Source organism: Nocardia sp. NPDC057353 (assembly GCF_042667085.1).
Classification (GTDB): Bacteria; Actinomycetota; Actinomycetes; order Mycobacteriales; family Mycobacteriaceae; genus Nocardia.
This window is the reverse complement of record NZ_JBHVAK010000017.1, coordinates 37,636-60,857: the sequence shown is the minus strand read 5'-3', so window position 1 is coordinate 60,857 and position 23,222 is coordinate 37,636. Positions and strand designations below refer to the sequence as shown.

General features: G+C 72.1%; 21 protein-coding genes and 1 riboswitch. Of the genes, 16 read left to right on the top strand and 5 right to left on the bottom strand.

The features are described 5' to 3' along the window. Window positions 1-65 precede the first annotated feature (65 nt). From ACFUUZ_RS11470 to mnhG, 11 genes are all read left to right on the top strand, one after another. A complete protein-coding gene (locus ACFUUZ_RS11470) occupies window positions 66-1,733 on the top strand; it encodes an FAD-dependent oxidoreductase (protein WP_378695026.1) in 1,668 nt (555 codons plus the stop codon). Between the two features lie 12 nt (window positions 1,734-1,745). Continuing rightward, window positions 1,746-3,182, top strand: coding sequence for a sensor histidine kinase (locus ACFUUZ_RS11465; RefSeq protein ID WP_378695024.1), 1,437 nt, complete (start codon window positions 1,746-1,748; stop codon window positions 3,180-3,182). Window positions 3,183-3,218: 36 nt separating this feature from the next. Continuing rightward, on the top strand, window positions 3,219-4,625 hold the full coding sequence (locus tag ACFUUZ_RS11460) for a wax ester/triacylglycerol synthase family O-acyltransferase (protein WP_378695022.1): 1,407 nt from the start codon (window positions 3,219-3,221) through the stop codon (window positions 4,623-4,625). A 71-nt stretch (window positions 4,626-4,696) separates the two neighbouring features. Next, window positions 4,697-5,131 carry a hypothetical protein gene (locus ACFUUZ_RS11455; protein ID WP_378695020.1) on the top strand — a complete coding sequence of 145 codons (435 nt, stop codon included), beginning with the start codon at window positions 4,697-4,699 and terminating at the stop codon, window positions 5,129-5,131. Between the two features lie 177 nt (window positions 5,132-5,308). Next, on the top strand, window positions 5,309-7,741 hold the full coding sequence (locus tag ACFUUZ_RS11450) for an AAA family ATPase (RefSeq protein WP_378695018.1): 2,433 nt from the start codon (window positions 5,309-5,311) through the stop codon (window positions 7,739-7,741). A gap of 138 nt (window positions 7,742-7,879) precedes the next feature. Further along, entirely contained in the window at window positions 7,880-10,702 is a 2,823-nt protein-coding gene (locus tag ACFUUZ_RS11445; RefSeq protein ID WP_378695016.1) for a Na+/H+ antiporter subunit A, read from the top strand. Beyond that, complete coding sequence (locus ACFUUZ_RS11440; RefSeq protein ID WP_378695014.1) at window positions 10,699-11,079, top strand: Na(+)/H(+) antiporter subunit C; 381 nt, start codon at window positions 10,699-10,701, stop codon at window positions 11,077-11,079. The genes ACFUUZ_RS11445 and ACFUUZ_RS11440 overlap by 4 nt, the downstream gene beginning before the upstream one ends. After that, the gene (locus tag ACFUUZ_RS11435) at window positions 11,076-12,680 is read left to right on the top strand and encodes a Na+/H+ antiporter subunit D (protein WP_378695013.1); all 1,605 of its coding nucleotides are present in this window, start codon (window positions 11,076-11,078) and stop codon (window positions 12,678-12,680) included. The genes ACFUUZ_RS11440 and ACFUUZ_RS11435 overlap by 4 nt, the downstream gene beginning before the upstream one ends. After that, a complete protein-coding gene (locus ACFUUZ_RS11430; protein ID WP_378695011.1) occupies window positions 12,677-13,213 on the top strand; it encodes a Na+/H+ antiporter subunit E in 537 nt (178 codons plus the stop codon). Before ACFUUZ_RS11435 ends, ACFUUZ_RS11430 begins: the two co-directional genes overlap by 4 nt. Beyond that, the gene (locus tag ACFUUZ_RS11425; RefSeq protein ID WP_378695009.1) at window positions 13,210-13,470 is read left to right on the top strand and encodes a monovalent cation/H+ antiporter complex subunit F; all 261 of its coding nucleotides are present in this window, start codon (window positions 13,210-13,212) and stop codon (window positions 13,468-13,470) included. Before ACFUUZ_RS11430 ends, ACFUUZ_RS11425 begins: the two co-directional genes overlap by 4 nt. After that, a complete protein-coding gene (mnhG, locus tag ACFUUZ_RS11420; RefSeq protein ID WP_378695007.1) occupies window positions 13,467-13,802 on the top strand; it encodes a monovalent cation/H(+) antiporter subunit G in 336 nt (111 codons plus the stop codon). Before ACFUUZ_RS11425 ends, mnhG begins: the two co-directional genes overlap by 4 nt. A gap of 7 nt (window positions 13,803-13,809) precedes the next feature. Here the strand turns inward: mnhG and ACFUUZ_RS11415 are convergent, their stop codons facing one another. From ACFUUZ_RS11415 to ACFUUZ_RS11395, 5 genes are all read right to left on the bottom strand, one after another. Further along, a complete protein-coding gene (locus ACFUUZ_RS11415) occupies window positions 13,810-15,129 on the bottom strand; it encodes a DUF5933 domain-containing protein (RefSeq protein WP_378695140.1) in 1,320 nt (439 codons plus the stop codon). Between the two features lie 67 nt (window positions 15,130-15,196). Next, window positions 15,197-16,354: a glutamate--cysteine ligase gene (locus tag ACFUUZ_RS11410; RefSeq protein ID WP_378695005.1), complete on the bottom strand. Its 1,158-nt coding sequence runs from the start codon at window positions 16,352-16,354 to the stop codon at window positions 15,197-15,199. Between the two features lie 12 nt (window positions 16,355-16,366). Continuing rightward, entirely contained in the window at window positions 16,367-17,050 is a 684-nt protein-coding gene (locus ACFUUZ_RS11405) for a superoxide dismutase family protein (protein WP_378695003.1), read from the bottom strand. A gap of 101 nt (window positions 17,051-17,151) precedes the next feature. Continuing rightward, a complete protein-coding gene (locus tag ACFUUZ_RS11400) occupies window positions 17,152-17,745 on the bottom strand; it encodes a LytR C-terminal domain-containing protein (RefSeq protein ID WP_378695001.1) in 594 nt (197 codons plus the stop codon). 66 nt (window positions 17,746-17,811) lie between these two features. Then, window positions 17,812-18,135: a DUF3263 domain-containing protein gene (locus ACFUUZ_RS11395; protein ID WP_378694999.1), complete on the bottom strand. Its 324-nt coding sequence runs from the start codon at window positions 18,133-18,135 to the stop codon at window positions 17,812-17,814. 127 nt (window positions 18,136-18,262) lie between these two features. Here ACFUUZ_RS11395 and ACFUUZ_RS11390 point away from each other — a divergent pair, with 127 nt between their 5' ends. The 5 genes from ACFUUZ_RS11390 to thiC all read left to right on the top strand — a co-directional run bounded on the left by ACFUUZ_RS11390 (window position 18,263) and on the right by thiC (window position 23,121). Beyond that, window positions 18,263-18,850 (top strand): peptide deformylase, encoded by a 588-nt coding sequence (locus ACFUUZ_RS11390; RefSeq protein ID WP_378694998.1) that lies wholly within the window; start codon window positions 18,263-18,265, stop codon window positions 18,848-18,850. Continuing rightward, on the top strand, window positions 18,850-19,824 hold the full coding sequence (locus tag ACFUUZ_RS11385; RefSeq protein WP_378694997.1) for a GNAT family N-acetyltransferase: 975 nt from the start codon (window positions 18,850-18,852) through the stop codon (window positions 19,822-19,824). The genes ACFUUZ_RS11390 and ACFUUZ_RS11385 overlap by 1 nt, the downstream gene beginning before the upstream one ends. A 10-nt stretch (window positions 19,825-19,834) precedes the next feature. Beyond that, window positions 19,835-20,650 (top strand): exodeoxyribonuclease III, encoded by an 816-nt coding sequence (locus ACFUUZ_RS11380; RefSeq protein ID WP_378694995.1) that lies wholly within the window; start codon window positions 19,835-19,837, stop codon window positions 20,648-20,650. A gap of 95 nt (window positions 20,651-20,745) precedes the next feature. Continuing rightward, complete coding sequence (locus ACFUUZ_RS11375; RefSeq protein WP_378694993.1) at window positions 20,746-21,372, top strand: TetR/AcrR family transcriptional regulator; 627 nt, start codon at window positions 20,746-20,748, stop codon at window positions 21,370-21,372. 26 nt (window positions 21,373-21,398) lie between these two features. After that, a riboswitch (TPP riboswitch) is annotated at window positions 21,399-21,508 on the top strand. Continuing rightward, window positions 21,496-23,121: a phosphomethylpyrimidine synthase ThiC gene (gene thiC / locus ACFUUZ_RS11370; RefSeq protein WP_378695138.1), complete on the top strand. Its 1,626-nt coding sequence runs from the start codon at window positions 21,496-21,498 to the stop codon at window positions 23,119-23,121. (Overlaps the previous riboswitch by 13 nt.) The last annotated feature ends 101 nt before the right edge of the window (window positions 23,122-23,222 follow it).

Below are 23,222 nucleotides of genomic sequence, written 5' to 3'. Positions count from 1 at the left end.
CGCGGGGCTGTTCGCCCTGGGCAGAGCAATGCGACAGGTCGGTTCGCTGCGCGCATACTCGTCTGGTGACTTCCCCCGCCGCCGATAAGCCGCTCATTCTCAGCGTCGACGACGATCCCGGCGTCTCCCGCGCGGTCGTGCGCGACCTGCGCCGCCGCTACGGCGCCGACTACCGGATCCTGCGGGCCGAGTCCGGGCCGTCCGCGCTGGAGGCGCTCACCGAGGTGAAGCTGCGCGGACAGCAGGTGGCGGTGCTGATCGCCGACTTCCGGATGCCGGGCATGGACGGCATCGAGTTCCTGGAACGAGCCATGGACCTGCACCCCTTCGCCCGCCGGGTGCTGCTCACCGCCTACGCCGACACCAACGCGGCGATCGACGCCATCAACGTCGTCGACCTGGATCACTACCTGCTCAAGCCGTGGGACCCGCCGGAGGAGAAGCTCTACCCGGTGCTGGACGGCCTGCTGGAGGCCTGGCGCAGCAGCGACCAGCGCCCGGTGCACGGCACCAAGGTGATCGGCACCCGCTGGTCGCCGCGGTGCTCGCAGGTGCGCGAGTTCCTGGCCCGCAACCAGCTGCCGTACCGCTGGTACCCGGCGGACGAGCCGGAGGGGGCGAAGCTGCTCACCGCCGCGGGCATGGACCTCGCCAGCTGCCCGGTGGTGATCACCGCCGACGGCGAGCCGCTGGTGCAGCCGACCGACAGCGAGTTGGCCGAGCGGGTCGGGCTGACGGTGACGCCGACCGGCGAGTTCTACGACCTGATCGTGGTCGGCGGCGGCCCGGCCGGGCTCGGCGCCGCGGTCTACGGCGCCTCCGAGGGGCTGCGCACGGTGCTGGTCGAGCGCACCGCCACCGGCGGCCAGGCCGGGCAGAGCTCGCGGATCGAGAACTACCTCGGCTTCCCGGACGGCCTCTCCGGCGGGCAGCTCGCCGACCGGGCGCGCCGGCAGGCGGGCAAGTTCGGCGCCGAGCTGGTGACCACTCGCGAGGTGGTGGCGCTCGAGGTGAACGGCTCGGCGCGCACCGTGCGCTTCGCCGACGGCGGCAGCCTCTGCGCGCACACCGTGATCATCGCGACCGGCGTCGACTACCGCAGGCACCCGGCGCCGGGGGTGGACGAGTTCACCGGCCGCGGCGTCTACTACGGCTCGGCCATGACCGAGGCCGCGGAGTGCGCCGACCACGAGGTCTACATCGTCGGCGGCGCCAACTCGGCCGGGCAGGCGGCGGTCTTCCTCTCCCGCAATGCCGCGCGGGTACACCTGGTGGTGCGCGCCGACTCGCTGGACAAGTCCATGTCGCACTACCTGGTGCAGCAGATCGCGGGCATCGCGAACATCGAGGTGCACACCTGCACCGAGGTGATCGCGGCCGACGGCGACGACCACCTGCGCGGCATCGTGCTGCGGAACAACGAGACCGGGCGCGAGGAGAAGGCCGAGACCGAGCGGCTCTTCCTCTTCATCGGCGCCGCGCCGCAGACCGACTGGCTGGACGGCACCGTCGCCCGGGACCAGGCCGGGTACGTGCTCGCCGGGCCCGACCTCACCCCCGACGGCGGCAGGCCTGCGGGCTGGGAGCTGTCCCGCGCCCCGCACCACCTGGAGACCAACGTGCCCGGCGTCTTCGTCGCGGGCGACGTGCACGCGGAGTCGGCCAAGCGGGTGGCCTCCGCCGTCGGCGAGGGCGCCATGGCCGTCATGTTCGTGCACCGCTACCTCGCTTAGAAGGGATCAATCGTGAGCGAGCTTGTCTGCGATCCGGCGGAGCTGCGTGAGCTCTTCCTCTTCGAGAAGCTGACCGACGCGCAGCTGGCCTGGCTGTGCCGGGACGGGCGGGTCGAGCTGCTGGAGCCCGGCCTCGCCTTCCGCGAGGGCGAGCCCGCCACCTGCTTCTACGTCCTGTTCGACGGCGAGCTGCGGCTCACCAAGCTCTCCGCGGGCACCGAGATCGAGCTGACCCGCACCGACCACCGCGGCTCCTACGTCGGCGCCTGGACCGCCTACCTGGGCGACCGCGCCGACCAGCACTACACCGCGACCATGTACATCACCCGGCCGTCGCGCTTCTTCGTGTTGAACGCCGAGACCTTCGCCGCCATGATGCGCGAGTGGTTCCCGATGGCGGTGCACCTGCTGGAGGGCGCCTTCTTCGGCAACCGGGACAAGCACGAGCGGGTGGCCGAGCGGGAGCGGCTGCTCGCGCTCGGTTCGCTCTCCGCCGGGCTCACGCACGAGCTGAACAACCCCGCCGCGGCCGCCGTGCGCGCCACCTCCGGGCTGCGCGAGCGGGTCGCCGGGATGCGGCACAAGCTCGGCATGATGGCGCAGGGCAAGTTCACCCCCGAGGTGCTGGTCACCCTGGTCCGGCTGCAGGAGGACGCCGCCGAGCTGGTTGCCAAGGCCCCCGAGCTCACCCCGCTGGAGGCCGCCGACCGGGAGGACGCGATCGGCGACTGGCTGGAGGAGCACGAGATCGCGGACGGCTGGAACCTGGCGCCCAACTTCGTCCAGGCGGGCATCGACGTGGACTGGCTGGAGCGGGTGGCGGGCACCCTGGAGGGCTGCACCGAGGTGGTCTTCGAGGGCGCGATCCGGTGGCTGAACTACACCATCGAGACCGAGCTGCTGATGAACGAGATCGCCGACTCGACCACCCGCATCTCCACCCTGGTCGGCGCCGCCAAGCAGTACTCGCAGATGGACCGGGCCCCGTTCCAGGTGGTCGACGTGCACGAGTTGCTCGACAGCACGCTGGTGATGCTGAACCGCAAGCTCGGCGACGGCATCGCGCTGGTCAAGGAGTACGACCGCAGCCTGCCGCCGATCCCCTGCTACGCGGCCGAGCTGAACCAGGTGTGGACCAACCTGATCGACAACGCGGTCTACGCCATGAACGGCTCCGGCACGCTCACCGTCCGCACCTACCGGGACGGCGTCTGCCTCGCGGTCGCGATCGGCGACACCGGCCCCGGCATCCCGGCCGACGTGCGGCGCCGCATCTTCGAGCCGTTCTTCACCACCAAGCCGGTGGGCGAGGGCACCGGGCTCGGCCTCGACATCAGCTTCCGGATCGTGGTGAACAAGCACCACGGCGACATCGAGGTGGCGTCCGAGCCGGGGTCGACGGTGTTCACCGTCCGCATCCCACTGGAGCGCCCGGCCGAGGCCGAATAGCCGATCCGCTGCAATGTGTTCCACTACACTCCCGACATGGAACGCCTCACCGGACTCGATGCCAGCTTCCTGTATCTGGAGACCGGGACGCAGCACCTGCACGTGTGCGCGCTTCTCCTGCTCGACCCCGGTGCCGACGGCGGCGAGTACTCCTTCGACACCTTCAAGACCGAGCTCGGGCGCAGGCTGGCCTTCGTGCCGCAGATGCGCCGCAAGCTGCGGGCGGTGCCGCTCGACCTGGACTACCCGTACTGGGTCGAGGCGGGCGACTACGACCTGGACTACCACGTCCGGCGGTACGGGCTGCCCGCGCCGGGCGGCCGCGCGGAGCTGGCCGCGCTGGTCGGCGATATCGCGAGCACGCCGATGGACCGCAACCACCCGCTCTGGCAGGTGCGGGTGGTCGAAGGCATCGACGGTGACAAGGTCGGGGTGATCCTCAAGTACCACCACGCCGCGGTGGACGGCGTCACCGGGTCCGAGCTGCTCATGGCGCTCTGCGACACCGAGCCGGGGCAGCACCGGGACGAAGAGCCGCCCGCCGCGCTCGGCCGGGAGCCGGAGCCGAGCGACCTGCGGCTGCTGGCCGAGGCGGCGCTGCGCTTCCCGACCAAGGCCGGGGTGGTGCGCATGGTGCCGAAGACCGTCGGCAAGCTGGCCGGGATGGTGCGCAGGCGGCAGGGCAACCGCTCCGGCATGGCGCTCCCGCTGACCGCGCCGCGCACCCCGTTCAACCGGACCATCACCCCGCACCGCGCGGTCGCCTGCACCGAGGTCGAGCTGGCCGAGGTGAAGCGGATCAAGAACGCCTTCGGGGTGAAGATCAACGACGTGGTGCTCACGGTGGTCGGCGGCGCGCTCCGCGGCTACCTGGCCGAGCGCGGCGAGCTGCCCGCGGACAAGTCGCTGCTCGCCACCATCCCGGTCTCGGTGCACGAGTCGTCGCGGCACACCAGGGGGATCAACAAGGTCTCCTCGCTCTTCTGCCAGCTCGGCACGGATATCGCCGACCCGGTGGAGCGGCTGAAGCGGGTGGCCGAGGCGAACCGGGCCGCCAAGGAAGAGCACGAGGAACTCATCGGCCCCGACTTCCTGCAGGACTGGACGCAGTACGCGCCGCCGAACACCTTCCGGGTCGCCATGCGGCTGTACTCCTCGCTGGAGCTCGCCGAGCGGCACCCGGTGGTGCACAACCTGGTGGTCTCGAACGTGGCGGGACCGCCGATGCCGCTGTACTTCCTCGGGGTGCGGCTGGTCAGCTCCTTCCCGTTCGGCCCGGTCTTCCACGGCTCCGGGCTGAACATCACCGCGCTCTCCTACGACGGCAAACTCGACTTCGGCGTAATCGCCTGCCGGGAGCTGGTTCCCGAGCTCGCCGAGCTGACCGACCGGATCCCCGCCGAGGTCGAGGCGCTGCGCGCGGCGGCAGCGCAGACGGCCTGAGCGGCACCCGGTACAGTGCTGCCGACGCGCCGGAGCCGCCGGCGCCGCGGACGACCCACGGGGGATCCACCATGAAGCGCATCTCCGCCGCCGTGCTCGCCGCCGGTGTGCTCACCCTCGTCGTCAGCGGTTGCGGGCAGGACGAATCGACCGACGCCAGCGGGCTGCGCAAGGGGAACACCGACGTCGTCGCGAGCAGTACGACGACCGCCGCCGCGGCGCCGAGCAGCACCGCGCCGAGCCCGACGACGGAGCCGGGCAGCACCGAGCGCAGCACCCCCGCGGCCGCGCCGAGCGGGTCGCCCGCGGAGATCACCTGCGGCGAGTTCCGCAAGCTCGACACCGAGCAGGAGAAGGTGGTGATCGAGCAGATCCTCGCCGCGAACCCGGACAGCCCGTTCGCGGGCAGCCCGAATGTCGCGCTCGGCACCGCCAAGCTGGTCTGCCTCTCCGGCAGCGTCGCGGACGAGCCGGTCGCCTCGGCGGCGGGGCTCGTCGCCGAGTAGGTCCAGGGCCGAGTCCGAGCGCGGTCGCCAACAGGCAGGCAGCGATCGCGGCCGGGTCGCCGGGCCGGGAGAATTCGCGGCGCGGAGCCTCCCGCAGCGGGCCCGGAGCAGCGGGGATTCGCGCGGCGAGCGCCGCGGCCCGGCGGCCGTACCCGCGCAGCGGGTAAGAATGGGGCGGTGGCCGACCTTTCGCTGACCGCCCGTCTCAACCCCTCCGCGGCCGACGCCCGCAGGGGGGTGGTGCGGCTGCATCCGGAAGCGCTGGCCGCGCTCGGGCTGCGCGAGTGGGACGGGATCGCGCTGACCGGCTCCCGGCGCACCGCAGCGGTGGCCGGGCTGGCCCCGGCGGGCACCCCGCCCGGGGTGGCGCTGCTGGACGACGTCACGCTCTCCAATGCCGGGCTGCGCGAGGACGCCACCGTGGTGGTCGCGCCCGCGACGGTGTTCGGCGGCAAGCAGATCCGGGTCAGCGGCTCGCTGCACGCCACCCGCTCGATTCCGGCGAACACGCTGCGCCAGGCGCTGCTCGGCAAGGTGGTGACGGTCGGCGACGCCGTCTCGCTGCTCCCCCGCGACCTCGGCCCCGACATCAGCTCGGCCGCCACCACCCAGGCGCTCTCCCGCACCTTCGGCATCGCCTGGACCACCGAGCTGCTCACCGTCACCGCCACCGAACCGGCGGGGCCGGTGAGCGTGCAGCCGAATTCGGCGGTGGACTGGGGGCCGGGGGTCGTGACCGGCGCCGACCCCGGTTCAGCGCAGCCGGGCAACGGTTCGTGGCCCCTGTCGGGTGAGCCCGACTCGTGGCCACCGCCCGGCGGATCCGGCCCGCGGTCGCCGTCGGGCGAACTCCTCCCGTGGTCACCGGGCGGACCTGGCTCGCCGTCACCGAGCGGACCTGGCTCGCTGTCACCGGGCGGCCACGGCTCGCCGTCACCCGGCGGCCACGGCTCGCCGTCACCCGGCGAGCACGGCTCGCAGCCCGAGCCGGGTGAGCACCGGGTCGGTGCGGACCTCGTGCCGCGCCCTGCGACGGTGACCAGGGGCAGGCCGGCACCGGCCGCCGCCGATCTGATCGGCGTGCAGGGGCAGTCCGGCAAGCTCGCCGAGTGGCTCGCGCTCGCCCTCGACGAGCCGGAGCTGCTCCGCACCCTCGGCGCCTCCCCGCACCTCGGGGTGCTGATCACCGGCCCGCACGGGGTCGGGAAGGCGACGCTGGCCAGGGCGGTCGCCGCTCCGCGCCGGGTGGTCGAGCTGGACGGCCCGTCGATCGGCGCCACCGAGAGCGGCGCCCGGCTGCGCACGGTGGCCGCCGCCGTCGCCGAGGTGAGCTCGGGGCAGGGCGGCATCCTGCTGATCACCGATATCGACGCGCTGCTGCCCGCCACCGCCGAGCCGGTCGCGACGCTCATCCTGGACCAGCTCCGCGCCGTCGTCGCCACCCCGTGCGTCGCCTTCCTCGCCACCACCGCGCACCCCGGAGAGATCGACGCCAGGCTGCGCGCCCCCGACCTCTGCGACCGCGAGATCGCGCTGCCGCTGCCCACCGCGGCGGTCCGCGAGGCGCTGCTCGACTTCCTGCTCCGCGCCGTGCCGACCGGCGAGCTCCGGCTGGCCGAGATCGCCGCGCGGACCCCCGGTTTCGTCGTCTCCGACCTGGCCGCGCTGTGCCGCGAGGCCGCGCTGCGCGCCGCCTCCCGCACGGGCCGCGAGCACACCGACCCGCGGCTGCTGCAGGCCGACCTGGTCGGCGCGCTGGAGGTGATCCGCCCGCTCTCCCGCTCCGGCAGCGAGGAGCTGGCGATCGGCAGCCTCGGCCTGGACGACGTCGGCGACATGGCGCAGACCAAGCAGGCGCTCACCGAGGCGGTGCTCTGGCCGCTGCGGCACCCCGACTCCTTCGCCCGGCTCGGCATCGAGCCCCCGCGCGGCGTGCTGCTCTACGGCCCGCCTGGCTGCGGCAAGACCTTCCTGGTCCGCGCCCTGGCCAGCAGCGGGCAGCTCAGCGTGCACGCGGTGAAGGGCGCCGAGCTGATGGACAAGTGGGTCGGCGCCTCGGAGCGCGCGGTCCGCGAACTCTTCCAGCGGGCCCGCGATTCCGCGCCTGCGCTGATCTTCCTGGACGAGGTGGACGCGCTCGCCCCGCGCCGCGGCCAGAGCAGCGACTCCGGGGTCGGTGACCGGGTGGTCGCCGCGTTGCTCACCGAGCTGGACGGGGTCGAGCCGCTGCGCGAGGTCGTTGTACTCGGCGCCACGAACCGCCCCGAGCTGATCGACCCGGCGCTGCTCCGCCCCGGCAGGCTGGAGCGGTTGGTCTTCGTCCCGCCGCCGGACGCCGAGGCCAGGGTGGCGATCCTGCGCACCGCGGGCCGCGCCGTGCCGCTCGCGGCCGATGTCGACCTGACCGAGCTGGCGCACGAGCTCGACGGCTACTCCGCCGCCGACTGCGCGGCGCTGCTGCGCGAGGCCGCGCTCGCCGCCATGCGCCGCGACATCGACACCGCCGACGTCACGGCCGCCGACATCGGCACCGCCCGCGCCGCGGTGCGGCCCTCGCTCGACCCGGACCAGGTCGAGTCGCTGCGCCGGTACGCGGAGAATCGCGGCTGACCCGAAGTGTGCCGGGAGATTGCCCGGACACCGACAACGTGACGAACGCCGCTCCCGCCCGCACCGGCAACAGTCCTGGCCACACGCCCAAGTAGGATCGACCCGGACGACCGCCCGCCCGAGACGACGGAGCGTAGTTTGCTCGTAATCCTGCTCGCACATGCCCTTGCCGCTGTGGTGGCCCCGCTGTGCGTCCGGATCGCGGGTCGAAAAGCCTTCTATCCGCTCGCGGCGGTCCCGCTCGCCTGCCTCGGCTGGGTGGTGGCCCAGTGGGGCACCACCCAGCAGGTCAGCGTGGCGTGGGCCCCCGCGATCGGGATGGACATCGACCTCCGATTCGATTCCCTCTCCGCCGTGATGGCGGTGCTTGTCCTCGGCATCGGCACCCTCATCCTCTGCTACTGCGCCCGCTACTTCGACGACGACGAACCGCGGCTCGGCGCCTTCGCGGCCCAGCTGGTCGGCTTCTCCGGCGCCATGTTCGGCGTGGTGACCAGCGACAACATGCTGCTGCTCTACGTCTTCTGGGAGATCACGACGGTGCTGTCGTTCCTCCTGGTCGGGCACAACGCGGACAAGGCGACGAGCAGGCGCGCGGCGATCCAGGCGCTGCTGGTGACCGGCGCGGGCGGGCTCACCATGCTGACCGGCATCGTGCTGCTCGGCCACCTCTCCGGCAGCTTCCTGCTCTCCGACCTGCTGGCGGGCGGCGCCCCGACCGGGGCCGCGGCCAGCGTGGCGGTGGCGCTCATCCTGGTCGGCGCGCTGAGCAAGTCCGCCATCGTGCCGCTGCACTTCTGGCTGCCCGGCGCCATGGCCGCGCCCACCCCGGTCAGCGCCTACCTGCACGCCGCCGCCATGGTGAAGGCGGGCGTGTACCTGATCGCGCGGCTCGCGCCCGCCTTCGCGGAATCCCCGGTCTGGCACCCGCTGGTGCTCACGCTCGGCGCGGTCTCGATGGTGCTGGCGGGCTGGCGCGCGCTGCAGGTGACCGACCTCAAGCTGGTGCTCGCCTTCGGCACCGTCAGCCAGCTCGGCTTCCTGGTCATGCTGGTCGGGATCGGCACCCCCGACGCCGCGCTTGCGGGCATCGCCATGGTGGTGGCGCACGCGCTCTTCAAGGCCTGCCTGTTCATGGTGGTCGGGATCATCGACCACGGCGCGGGCACCCGCGAGCTGGGCAGGCTCTCCGGCCTCGGCCGCAGGGAGCCGGTGCTGTTCGGCGCCGCCGCGCTGGCCGCGCTGAGCATGGCCGGTATCCCGCCGCTGCTCGGCTTCGTCGGCAAGGAGAGCGCGCTGGCGGCCGCGCAGCACGCCGAGGTGCTGAACGCGCCGAGCCGGATCGCGGTGCTTGCGGTGTTCGTGGTCGGCTCCGCGCTGACCGTCGCCTACAGCGCCCGGTTCGTCTGGGGCGCCTTCGCGGACAAGGACGGCGTCGAGCCGCCGCGGCACTGGCACGGCCCCGACCCGGCCTTCCTGGCGCCGCCGGCGCTGCTCGCCCTGGCCGGGTTGGCCGCCGGGCTCGCCGCGCCCTGGGTGGACACGCTGCTCGCGCCGTACGCGAAGACGCTGCCCGGCCCGGCCCCCGAGCACCTGGCGCTCTGGCACGGCTTCACGCTGCCGCTGCTGCTCACCGCGGTGGTGATCGCGGGCGGGCTCGCGCTCTTCGCGGTGCGGGGCCGGATCCACGAGTCGGCGCACCCGCGGCTCGGCAATGCCGACCGGGTCTACGACGCCACGCTCAAGCAGATGGACCGGCTCTCGCTGCGGATGACCGCCGCAACCCAGCGCGGCTCGCTCCCGCTGAACCAGGCCACCATCCTCGGCACCATGACGCTGCTGCCCGCCGTCGCGCTGGCGCTGGCCGGGCCGAGCGAGTTTCGCATGCGGCTCTGGGACACCCCGATGCAGCTGGTGATCGCGCTGGTCATGATCGCCTCCGCGCTGGCGGCGACGGTGCTGCGCAACCGGCTCGCCGCGGTGCTCGTCGTCGGCGTCACCGGTTACGGCTGCGGCGTGATCTTCGCGCTGCACGGCGCCCCCGACCTCGCGCTCACCCAGTTCCTGGTGGAGACGCTGCTGCTGGTGGTGTTCGTACTGGTGCTGCGGGCCTTCCCGGCGGAGATCGAGGAGAACCGGCTGGCCGCCTCCAGGGGCAGCAGGGCGGTGCTCGGCATCGCGGTCGGCGCGGTGGTCGCTGTACTCGGCGCGGTGGCCGTCGCCGCGCGCAGCTCGACGCCGATCTGGCAGCTCATCCCGGAGGCCGCCTACACCATCGGCGGCGGCAAGAACGCGGTGAACGTGCTGCTCGTCGATATCCGCGCCTGGGACACCATGGGCGAGATCTCGGTGCTGGTCGTCGCCGCCACCGGCGTGGCCTCGCTGGTGTTCCGGGTGCGCCGGTTCGGCAGCGCGCCGCGCGCGGTCGACGCCCCGAACTACGACCCGGACCGGGTCGGCTGGCTCTCCGCGGGCAGGCTCATCTCCCGGGAGAACCGCTCGATGATCCTGCAGATCGCCACCAGGCTGGTCTTCCCGACCACCATGGTGCTGTCGGTCTACTTCTTCTTCTCCGGGCACAATGCGCCCGGCGGCGGCTTCGCGGGCGGGCTCACCGCCGGGCTCGCGCTCACCCTGCGCTACCTGGCGGGCGGCCGCTACGAGCTGGGCGAGGCGCTGCCGGTGGACGCCGGGCACCTGCTCGGCGCCGGGCTCACCCTGGCGGCGGGCACCGCGGCGGCCTCGCTGCTGCTCGGGGCGCCGCCGCTCTCCTCGGCGATCATCGAGCTGACGCTTCCGCTCTTCGGCGAGATCAAGCTGGTGACCGCGCTCTTCTTCGACCTCGGCGTCTACCTCATCGTGGTCGGGCTGGTCCTGGACGTGCTGCGCTCGCTCGGCGCGCGCCTGGACAGCGAACTGGACTCGGACGAGCCGGTGAGCGCGAAGGGAGGCGCGGCGTGACCGCCAACCTGACCCTGCTCATCATCGTCGGCGTGCTGGTGGCCTGCGGCGTCTACCTGATCCTGGAGCGCTCGGTCACCAAGATGCTGCTCGGCATGATCCTCTTCGGCAATGCGGTGAACCTGCTCATCCTCACCGTCGGCGGCCCGGCCGGGAATCCCCCGCTGCGCAATGCGGAGGCGGCCGACACGGACATGGCCGACCCGCTGGCCCAGGCCATGGTGCTCACCGCCATCGTGATCACCATGGGGCTCACCGCCTTCGTGCTGGCCCTCGCCTACCGCGCCCGCATGCTCACCACCACCGACGACGTACCCGACGACCCCGAGGACGCCGACGTGGCGGGTCGGCGCGAGCGAGAGGATCCGGAGGATTGAGCTCGGAATTCGGCGTGCTGGCCTTTCTGGCCCCCCTACCCGTCCTGATCCCGCTGCTCGCCGCCGCCATCACGCTGATCTTCGGCCGCAGGCCGCGGCTGCAGAGCCTGGTGACGCTGATCGCGCTCACCGCGGTGGTCGCCGTCTGCGCGGCGCTGCTCTACCTGGCCGACCGCGACGGCACCACCGCCGTCCAGGTCGGCGGCTGGGATACCCCGATCGGCATCACGCTGGTGGTGGACCGGCTCTCCGCGGTCATGCTGCTGGTCTCCTCGATCGTGCTGCTCGTCGTCTCCGTCTACGGTGCGGGCCAGAACATCCGGGACGGCGACGAGCGCCAGCCCACCTCGATCTACCGCCCCACCTACCTGGTGCTGACCGCGGGGGTGAGCACCACCTTCCTCGCCGGTGACCTGTTCAACCTCTTCGTCGGCTTCGAGATCCTGCTCGGCGCCTCCTTCGTGCTGCTCACCGTCGGCGCCACCGCGGAGCGGGTGCGCGCGGGCGTCGCCTACGTCATGGTCTCCATGCTCAGCTCGCTGATCTTCCTGGTCGGCATCGCGCTGGCCTACGCCGTCACCGGCACGCTGAACCTGGCCCAGCTGGCGCTGCGGATCGGCGAGGCGCCGGAGGGCGTGCGCAACGCGGTGTACGCGGTGCTGCTGGTGGCGTTCGGCATCAAGGCGGCGATCTTCCCGCTCTCCAACTGGCTGCCCGACTCCTACCCGACCGCGCCAGCGCCGGTCACCGCGGTCTTCGCCGGGCTGCTCACCAAGGTCGGGGTGTACGCCATCATCCGGACGCACGCACTCTTCTTCCCGGACCAGGGCTTCGACACCCTGCTGCTGGTGGCCGGGTTGCTCACCATGCTGGTCGGCATCTTCGGCGCCATCGCGCAGAGCGATATCCGCAGGCTGCTCTCCTTCACCCTGGTGAGCCACATCGGCTACATGCTCTTCGGCATCGGGCTGGCCAGCGAGGCCGGGCTCGGCGGCGCGGTGTACTACGTGGCGCACCACATCCTGGTGCAGACGGCGCTCTTCCTGGTGGTCGGGTTGATCGAGCGGCAGGCGGGCTCGGTCTCGCTGCGCAGGCTGGGCGGGCTGGCCGGGGCGAGCCCGCTGCTCGGGCTGCTGTTCCTGATCCCGGCGCTGAACCTCGGCGGCATCCCGCCGTTCTCGGGGTTCATCGGGAAGGTCGCGCTGCTGCAGGCGGGCGCCGCGGACGGCGGCTGGCTGGCGTGGGTGCTGGTGGCGGGCGCGGTGGTCACCAGCCTGCTGACGCTGTACGTGGTGGCGCTGGTCTGGAGCAAGGCGTTCTGGCGGCCGCGCTCCGAGGCGCCGGAGGGGCACCTGGCCATGGCCCGGCCCGCGAACCTGGTGGAGGAGACCACCGACGTGCTCTACGACGAACGCACCGACCCCGGCCGGATGCCCGCGCTCATGGTCGCCGCGACCACGGCGCTGGTCCTGGTCGGGTTCGCGCTGACCGTGCTGGCAGGCCCGATCCTCGGCATCGCCGACCGGGCCGCCGCCGAGCTGGACAACCCGGGCGTCTACGTGAGCGCGGTGCTCGGCGATGACCAGGAGGCGTACCGATGAGCAAGGAGAGCCTGGGCCGGATCGGCGTCGTGCTCTGGCTCGCCGTCGTCTACACGCTGCTGTGGGGCACGCTGACGCTCGGCAACCTGGTCGCGGGGCTGCTGATCGGCATCGTGATCGTGCTGGTCCTCCCGCTGCCCGCCATGCCGGTGACCGGGCGGTTCAACCCGATCGCCTTCGCTCAGCTGGTCGTGGCGAGCACCTACTACGCATTGCAGTCCAGCCTGCAGGTGGCCTGGCTCGGAGTGCGGCCGGGGACGCAGCCGGTCTCCGGCGTGCTGCGGGTGCGGCTGGATATCGAGTCCGAGCTGGTGCTCGCGCTCTGCGTCGACCTGCTCAACCTCATCCCCGGCACCATGGTGCTGGAGATCGACCGGGAGCGCCGGGTGGTCTACGTGCACGTGCTCGACGTGGGCAGCGAGGCGGCGGTGGCCCAGTTCTACCGCACCACCCGCAAGCTGGAGCGGCTGCTGGTCTCGTCCTTCGAGCGCCGGTTGGAGCCGGAAACCCCCGCCGAGGAGGCGCAACCATGACCGTCGTCGCCGGAATCGCCGCGGTGCTGCTCTCGGTGGCCGCGCTGCTCACGCTCTACCGGGTACTGAACGGGCCGAGCACCCTGGACCGGGTGGTCGGGGTGGACTCGCTCACCGCCATGGCGGCGGCCGGGCTCGCGGTGTACGCGGCCTGGAGCAAGGACACCTCGGTGGTGCCCGCCATCGTGGCGCTGGCGCTGGTCGGCTTCCTCGGGTCGGCCGCGGTCTCCCGCTTCCGGGTCAGGGACGACCGGTGAGCGCGCTGGAGTGGGTCTCCGCGGTCCTCATTCTCTTCGGCTCCTTCCTGGCGCTGACCGCGGCGATCGCGCTGGTGCGCTTCCGGGACACGCTGGCCCGCATGCACGCCGCGACCAAGCCGCAGGTGGTCGGGTTGGTGCTGGTGCTGCTCGGCGCCGCCATCCAGGTGCGCGGCGACGTGAACGCCTGGATGCTCGTGCTCATGATGCTGTTCGTGCTGCTCACCGCGCCGGTGATCGCGCACCTCATCGGCCGCACCGCCTACCGCGAGCAGCGCTACCGGGACGGGCTGCTCCAGGTCAACGAACTCGGCGACGAGGAAGTGGAGTAGTTCTCGCTCAGCGGGCGGGCTCGGGCACGGCGGGCTCCGCCGTGACCGGATTCGGCGCCGCGAACCAGGTGGCGTGGAAGGCGGCGGCGACGGCGGCGAGCAGGGCGAGGACCGCCGTTCCGGCGAAGACCGGGTACTCCGCCATGGAGACCGCGAGGAAGCGGTAGGCGAGCAGCAGCGCGACGAGCACGGCCGCGGCGAAGAGCACCAGCCGCCAGCGGAACCACCCGTACCCGCGCTCCGGGTCGCGCAGCGCCGACTCGACGGCGAGGCAGAGCACGACGCCCGCGACCAGGTCGACCCCGTAGTGGTACCCGAAGCCGAGCGTCGCGGTGAGCGTGGCGACCAGCCAGAAGGTGCCGCCCCAGCGCAGCCAGCGCGGCGCGGGCGAGCCGTCCGCGGCCCGCCGGGTGTGCAGGAAGACCGCGAGCGCCCACGCGGTGTGCATGGACGGCATGCAGTTGCGCGGCGTCACCTCGTCGAAGGGGAGCACGCCCGGGCTGCGGTCGATCGGCGGCACGAACTGCGGCCAGTAGTTCCCGACCTGCAGCCCCTGCCCGTCCGCGCCGAAGGCGAACATCGGCCCGACCACCGGGAAGATCAGGTACACCACCGGCCCGGCCAGTCCGAGCACGAGGAAGGTGCGCACCAGGTAGTGCCCCGGCCAGCGCCCGGAGGAGACCACCCGCCGCAGCTGCCACACCGCGACCACGATCGCCGCCAGCGGCAGCTCGATGTAGACCCAGTGCAGCACCGCGTACACCACCGGCCCGAGCGCCTCGACCACCCGCCCGAGCACCCAGGACGGGTCGCCGAGCGCGTGGTCGGCGAGCATGACGTACTCGTCCAGCACCCCGGGGTGCGCCAGGATGGTGAGGTGCAGCCAGACGTCGCCGACCTTGGTGGCCAGGATGAGCAGCGCGCCGAGCGCGACCGCGTGCAGCGCGGTCCGGCGGCGCAGCCCGGTCCAGCGCCAGAGCGCGAGCACGGTGATCCCGGTGAGCACCCAGACCGGCCCGTTGCCGATGGTCGGCGAGGCACCGGCGAGCAGCCGGGCGCCCGCCCCGATCAGGTCGATGCCGATCGCCGCACCGGCCGCGACGAAGCGGTCCCGCGCGCGCAGCCCGACCAGCGCGAGGATCAGCCCGGCCCACGGCACCGTCATGGACTTGGGGGTGCCGGCGAAATCGCGCCAGAGGCTGGTCAGCGGCCCTTCGAAGCCCTGTCCCAGCGCTACCGCCTGGAGACCGACCAGCAGCAGGGCGACCGCCGCCACGAGCACGATCGACAGCTGCGTCCGGCGGCTCCGCCGGACAGGGTCCTCCACAAGCACCCGCCCATAGTAAACGGCGTGTGAACAGCACCGGCCCCGGTGCTTGAACGGGAGGGTTCGGTCAGGTATTCAGCTCGCGTACCAGCGAATCGACCACCGCGATCAGATCGCCCTGACTGGCCGCCGCCACCCGGCGCTGCCGCTGGTAGTTGGCGCCGCCGCGGGGGATCTCGGCCACCGCGCGCAGCTCATCGGCGCAGCCCAGCTTGGCCGCGGTCGGCTCCAGCCGGTTCAGCAGGTCGCCCAGGTCGTCGGTGACCAACCGCTCATTGCTGTCCGAATCGGTGATGATGATCGCGTCCAGGCCGTACCTGGCCGCGCGCCACTTGTTCTCCTGCACATGCCATACCGGCAGTGTGGGCAACGTCTCACCGGCCTCGACCCGGTCGTCCAGGTCGACGATCAGGCAGTGGATCAGCGCGGCCAGCGCGCCGAGCTCCCTGCGGGTGGAGACGCCATCGCAGATCCGCACCTCGATCGTGCCCCACTTGGGCGCGGGCCTGATGTCCCAGTGCATGCCGCCGAGCTGCTCGAAGACCCCGGTCTTGAACTGGTCGTGCACGAAACCCTCGAACTGCGACCACTTCTCGAACTGGAACGGCAGCCCCGCGGTGGGCAGCTGCTGGAACATGAGCGCCCGGTTGGAGGCGTAGCCGGTGTCCGAGCCGGACCACATGGGCGAGGAGGCGGAGAGCGCGAGCAGGTGCGGGTAGGCGGGCAGCATGGCGTTCAGGATCGGAAAGACCTTGTCCCGGTGCGAGACCCCGACGTGCACGTGCACGCCCCAGATCAGCATCTGTCTGCCCCACCACTGGGTGCGCTCGATCAGCTCGTCGTAGTGCTCGGAGCGGGTGAGCTGCTGCGCCGACCACTGCGCGAACGGGTGCGTGCCCGCGCAGAACAGGTCGACCCCGAGCGGGTCGGCGGCCCGGCGCAGCACGTTCATGGTGCCGGTGAGGTCCGCCAGCGCGGCGCCGACCGTGTCGTGCACGCCGGTGACCAGCTCGACCGTATTGCGCAGCAGCTCCTTGGTGACCTGCGGGGTGCCGTCGTGCGCCCGCAGCTCGCCGACTTCGTCGAAGACGGCGGCCGCGGTATTGGAGAGATCACGGGTCACCTTGTCGACGAGCGCGATCTCCCACTCGATGCCGATGGTCGGCCGGGGCGAACCGTGGAACTCGACGTGCGTTCCGCTGCCCCTGCGATCAGCCCCGGGCATACCGCTCCCCCTCTAGTGGATGACGCCGCAGGCGACGCGGCCCCCCGCGTCACCGGTGGCGAGCGTGGCCTCGTCCGGGCCCGCGACGCCGTCGGCGCGCTGGTACCGGTTCGGGATGTTGCCGAAGTTGTCGGCGTCGGCGTGCACCACGATCGCCTTGTCCTTGACGTCGTCGAGCGTGACGGTGTCCGAGGTGGTGACCAGCGAGGCGGTGCCGTCGCCGCGCACCTGCAGCGAGGTCAGGTCGCCGCTGGCCGGGTGGCTGTTCGCGCTGCCGACCTGCAGGTGCCCGCCCGCGGAGAGGAAGTCGCCCGCCGGGCCGCCGGTCGGGGCCACCGAGTTGGGTTCGCACTTGCCGACCGAGTGGATGTGCAGCCCGTGGAAGCCGGGGCGCAGCCCGCGCGCCTCCACGGTGATCTGCAGGTGGCCGCTCTCCTCGGCGAAGCTGACGGTGCCGACGGGCTGGCCCGCCGCGTCCTTCAGCTCGGCGGAGGCGCCGGAGTGCGAGCCCGAGTGGTCGTCGCCGTGCCCGGACTCGCTCGCGGGGGCGGGGGAGGCGGTGAAGACCGGCGGAGTCGTCCCCACCGCATCGGTCGACTCCTGGCTGTTGGAGCAGCCGGCCAGGCCGAACGCCGCGATCGCGAGCACCGGGGTCACGATCCGCCAGGACGGGCGACGGGACGGGGACGAGGCCATCGGAATGACTCCTTCACGGATGTGGACGGGGTTCGTACCGTGCACGATCTTGCCACGCGAGGGCAGCCGGACCGTTTCTGGGTGACCCGCGTCTATGCCGCTCAGTTACCCGTCACGATGACGATCACACCCGGTTCGGAGCCGGAGATTCCGGCGAACCGCGGCTCGGCGACCGCGCCGATCTCCGCCGCGATGGCCTCCGCGGCCGCCTGCTCGGCGGGCGAATCCCCGTAGAAGACCGTGGTTTTCGGGAGCGTCCCGCCGGAGTAGTTGCCGGTCGCGACATTGCTCCAGCCGTTCGCGCCCAGCTCGCTCGCGGTGCGCCCGGCCAACCCGGCCACCAGGCTGTTGTTCAGCACCCGGACCGGGACCGCGCGGTTCACCGACGGCGCCGCGGGCGGCGGCGGAGGTGGCGGCGGGGCGACGGTCGTGGTCTCGACCGCGCTCGGGGTCTCCGGCACCGTCGAGGCGGTGCTGGAGGCCGCCGCGGTGGTGGTCGCGCGCGGGGTGGTCGCCGCCGCGGTGGTCGTGGGGGCGGCGGTGCTCGTCTCCGCGCCGGGCCCCTCCGACGCGCTGGAATCGGAGTCCGACAGCGACATCGCACCCAGCCCGGCGAACACGATGGCCAGCGCGATCAACACCATCGCCAGCGCGCGCAGCGGCGGACCGCCGGAGGTGGGATTCGGGTTGCTCACCCCGTCGACCCTAGCCGTTCCGACCGGCGCGCGAGGCCGTCGCCGCCGACACGCGGCGCTCGCGTCTCAGACCTGAAAACCGAGGCGCCGCGCGGCCCTTGCCTTCTGCCTGCTCGCGCGCAGCCTGCGCAGCCGCTTCACCAGCATCGGGTCGGCGGCGAGCGCCTCCGGCCGGTCCACGACGGCGTTCAAGACCTGGTAGTAGCGGGTGGGCGACATACCGAACAGTTCGCGGATCGCCTCCTCCTTGGCGCCCGCGTACTTCCACCACTGGCGCTCGAAGGCGAGGATCTCCTGATCGCGCCGGGAGAGGCCGCTCGCGTCCTCGATCACCGACTCGTCGGCATCCTCCGGGGTACCGGATGGATTCCGAGCAGCTGCGCTGTCCATCTCGCTCCCTCGCCGAGCTTCCACCACGTGCTGGTCCGACCGCATCATTCAACCACGGGGTACGGACGGATTCCGGCCGAGCACCCGGCGTGTTCGCCCGCCGCGACGGAACAGCAATAATTGCCGCATGGCAATCCTCCCGATCGTGATCGTCGGCGACCCGGTGCTGCACAACCCGACCGAAAAGGTCACCGAGCCGCCGGAGGAGTTGGCGCCGCTGATCGCCGACATGTACGAGACCCTCGATGCCGCGAACGGCGTCGGGCTCGCGGCCAACCAGGTCGGGGTCGCGAAGCGGCTCTTCGTCTACGACTGCCCGGACCGGGACGCCGACGGCAACACCGTGCGCCGCCGCGGCGTCGTGGTGAACCCGATCCTGGAGACCTCCGCGCTGCCGGAGACCATGCCCGACCCGGACGACGACGACGAGGGCTGCCTCTCCGTGCCCGGCGAGCAGTACCCCACCGGCCGCGCCGACTGGGCCAGGGTCAGCGGCACCGACGAGAAGGGCGAGCCGGTCGAACTGGAGGGCACCGGGTTCTTCGCCAGGATGCTGCAGCACGAGGTCGGCCACCTGGACGGCTTCCTCTACGTGGACGTGCTGATCGGCAGGCACGCCCGCGCCGCGAAGAAGGCGATCAAGCGGAACGGGTGGGGCACACCGGGGTTGAGCTGGCTGCCCGGCGCGGGGCCCGACCCGTTCGGGCACGACTGATGAGTATCGATCCGCAGCCGCCCGCCCCCGGCGACCGGGTGGTCATGCGGTACCGGCTGCCCGAGGGGTACCCGCAGCCGCTCACCGACGTGCTCGGCGAGCTGGTCTCGGTCGACCCGCCGACCGTGCGCACCACGGACGGCGCGCTGGTCGAGGTGGCGCCGGACAAGATCGTGGCGCTGCGCGCGATCCCGGCGCGGCCCATCCGCACCTCGGAGATCAGGGCGCTGGAGTACGCGGGCGCCGCGGGCTGGCCCGGGGTCGAGCAGACCTGGCTGGACGGCTGGCTGCTGCGCGCGGGCCACGGCTACACGCACCGCGCCAACTCCGCGCTGCCGCTCGGCGACGCGAGCGGCCCGGCGATCGTCGGCAAGGACACGCTGTACCGGATCGGCGCCTGGTACACCGAGCACGGCCTCCCGGTGCAGCTCTGCCTGCCGGACCGGCTGGCAGCCACCCCGCCCGGCTGGCACACCTGGAACGAGACCGTGGTGCTCGGCATCGATATCGAGACCATGGTGCTGCCGCAGGGCCCGTCCATGGTGCGGGTCTCGCCCGCGCCGTCGCAGGCCTGGCTGGAGCTGTACCGCTACCGCGGCGGCATTCCTGACCCGCTCGCGGCCCCGCCGCCGCGGCCCGCCGCCGACGTGCTGAACGCCGTCCGGGACGGCACGCTCGGCTTCGCCGTGCTCGGCGTCCCGCAGCCCATCGCGGTGGCGCGCGGCGCGGTCACCACCGCGCCGGACGGGCGGCGCTGGGTGGGGCTCTCCTGCGTCGCGGTCGCCACCGAGCACCGGCGGCACGGGCTCGGCGCGCTGATCTGCGCCGAGCTGCTGCGCTGGGGTGCGGAGCAAGGGGCGGGGTACGGCTACGTCCAGGTGGCCGCGGACAACCGGGACGGGCTCGGGCTCTTCCGGGAGATGGGGTTCGTGGAGCACCACCGCTACCGGTACGCCGCCCCGCGGCACAGCTGAAAGGGAATTCGTGCGGCTCGCGACCTGGAACGTCAACTCCATCCGCTCCCGGATCGACCGGGTGATCGGCTTCCTGGACCGGCACGACGTCGACGTCCTCGCCATCCAGGAGACCAAGTGTCGGGACGACCAGTTCCCGTTCGAGCGGTTCGACGCGGCCGGGTACGAGGTCGCGCACCTCGGTGTGAACCAGTGGAACGGCGTCGCGATCGTCTCCAGGGTCGGGCTCACCGACGTGGAGGAGGCCTTTCCCGGGCAGCCCGGGTTCGACAGGGACGCCGGGGAGTCGCTGCTCGGGGCGCCGGTGGTGGAGTCGCGGGCGCTCGGGGCCACCTGCGGCGGGGTCCGGGTGTGGAGCCTGTACGTGCCGAACGGCCGCGCGCTGGACGACCCGCACTACCGCTACAAGCTGGACTGGCTCGACGCGCTGCGGCGCACCGGCGAGCAGTGGCTGGCCGCCGACCCGGCGGCGAAGATCGCGCTGGTCGGGGACTGGAACATCGCGCCGACCGACGACGACGTCTGGTCGCCGGAGTACTTCGCGAACAAGACCCACACCTCGCAGCCCGAGCGCGACGCCTTCGCGGCCGTTGTCGACGCCGGGTACGCGGATGTCATGCGGCCCTTCGCCCCCGGGCCCGGCGTCTACACCTACTGGGACTACACGCAGCTGCGCTTCGCCAGGAAGGAGGGCATGCGGATCGATTTCGTGCTGGCCTCCCCCGCGCTCGCGGCCGGGGTGACCGACGCGGTGGTCGATCGGCAGGAGCGCAAGGGCAAGGGCGCGAGCGATCATGCTCCCGTGCTCGTCGACTTCACCGACTGAGACGGATCAATGCTGGTAGGAGCGTTTTCCGTTAAAACCGTCCATATGGTCTTGTTCCGCCACGTGACGGGTCGGCGCTGCTAGGGTTACCGCCCATGGGTAGCGAGTCGGCCGTCCGGCCACGGCAGCGGGCACAGCATCTCGGCCCGCAGCGCAGGCGGCCACAGGTCCTCGACACCGCCCTCTCGATCGCGGTCGCCGAGGGGCTCTCCGCCGTCACCATGGCCTCGATCGCGGACCGCATGCGAGTCACCCGCCCGGTCGTCTACGCCTGCTTCGCGGACCGGGTGCAGCTCATCGACGCGCTGCGCAGGCGCGAGGAGAACTACCTCATCCACGACCTGCTGGCCACGCTCCCCGCCCGCGACCTCGGCACCGACGAGACCGCCCTGGTCACCAGCTTCCGCACGCTGCTGCAGCTCACCTCCGCGCGCCCCGAGTCGTGGCGCTTCCTCGCCGAGACCCCGAACCCGGTGATCTCCGAGGAGTTCGGCCGGGGCAGGCGGATCGCGGTGAACCGCTGCACGGCGCTGCTCCGCGGCAGCATGCTCAGCTGGGGCACGGTCGGCGCCGACCGCAAACTGCCGGTGCTGGTCGACCAGTGGTTGGCCGCGGGCGAGGGGGCGGTGCAGACGCTGATGGCCGGTACGACCGACTGGACGCCGGAGGATCTCGGGGATTTCGTCGGGGGGCAGGTCTTCCGGATGCTGCGCGACGCGTAGCGGTAAGGTCGGCCGCGCACAATTTCATCGTCGATGACGGGGGCTCGCACCAGCGGGCTGAGAGGACGGCTAGGGCCGTCGACCGTATGAACCTGACCGGGTAATGCCGGCGTAGGGAGTGACATCGTGACAGCTGTCGACAGCGTGACCACCGGCCCCATCGAGGGCAGTGTGAAGCATTATCTCGAAGTGGACGAGCTGCGGGTTCCGGTGCGCCGGATCCCGCTGAGCAACGGCGAGCACTTCGACGTGTACGACACCTCGGGGCCGTACACCGACGAGACCGCGGCCATCGACCTGGAGGCCGGGCTGCCCGCGCTCCGGGACACCTGGGAGAAGCCCGCGATCGCGGGGCCGCGCACCCAGCTCGCCTGGGCGCGGGCGGGGATCGTGACCCCGGAGATGCGGTTCGTCGCCGCGCGCGAAGGGGTCGAGCCGGAGCTGGTGCGCGCCGAGGTCGCCGCCGGGCGCGCGGTGATCCCGGCCAACCACAACCATCCGGAGCTGGAGCCGACCGTCATCGGCAAGCGCTTCCTGGTGAAGATCAACGCCAATATCGGCAACTCGGCGGTTTCGTCCTCCATCGCCGAGGAGGTGGAGAAGATGGTCTGGGCGACCCGCTGGGGCGCCGACACCATCATGGACCTCTCCACCGGCAGGAACATCCACGAGACCCGCGAGTGGATCCTGCGCAACGCGCCGGTCCCGGTCGGCACCGTGCCGATCTACCAGGCGCTGGAGCGGGTGAACGGTGATCCCACCCGGCTGACCTGGGAGTTGTACCGGGACACCGTGATCGAGCAGGCCGAGCAGGGCGTCGACTACATGACCGTGCACGCGGGCGTGCTGCTGCGCTACATCCCGCTCACCGCGAAGCGGGTCACCGGGATCGTCTCCCGCGGCGGCTCGATCATGGCGGCGTGGTGCCTCGCGCACCACCGGGAGTCGTTTCTGTACACGCACTTCGAGGAGCTCTGCGAGATCCTGGCGCGCTACGACATCACCTTCTCACTCGGCGACGGGCTGCGCCCCGGTTCCATCGCCGACGCCAACGACGCCGCGCAGTTCGCCGAGCTGCGCACGCTCGGCGAGCTCACGGCGATCGCGAAATCGCACGGCGTGCAGGTGATGATCGAGGGCCCAGGGCATGTACCCATGCACAAGATCGTGGAGAACGTGCGGCTCGAGGAAGAGCTCTGCGCGGAGGCGCCCTTCTACACCCTCGGCCCCCTCGCCACCGATATCGCGCCCGCCTACGACCACATCACCTCGGCCATCGGCGCCGCCGTCATCGCCCAGGCCGGGACCGCCATGCTCTGCTACGTCACCCCCAAGGAGCATCTCGGCCTGCCGAACCGGGACGACGTCAAAGTGGGAGTGATCACCTACAAGATCGCCGCGCACAGCGCCGACCTGGCCAAAGCGCACCCGCACGCGCAACAGCGCGATGACGCGCTCTCCCGGGCGCGCTTCGAGTTCCGCTGGCGCGACCAGTTCGCGCTCTCGCTCGACCCCGACACCGCGCGGGAGTACCACGACGAGACCATGCCCGCGGAGCCCGCCAAGACCGCGCACTTCTGCTCCATGTGCGGGCCGAAGTTCTGCTCCATGCGGATCTCGGCGGATGTGCGGGAGTACGCGGAGAAGAACGGTCTCAGCGATGTGGAGGCGATCGAGGCCGGGATGACGGAGAAGTCGGCGGAGTTCGCCGGCAAGGGGGCGCGGGTCTACCTGCCCGTCGTGCCCTGAAGACGCTCGGTCGGCACTGCCGGGAAGGTCATCGAGGTCGCCACGACCGGACCTCGATGACCGCGACCGCGGAGCGGCCTTCACTCTGCTCCGGCACGGCC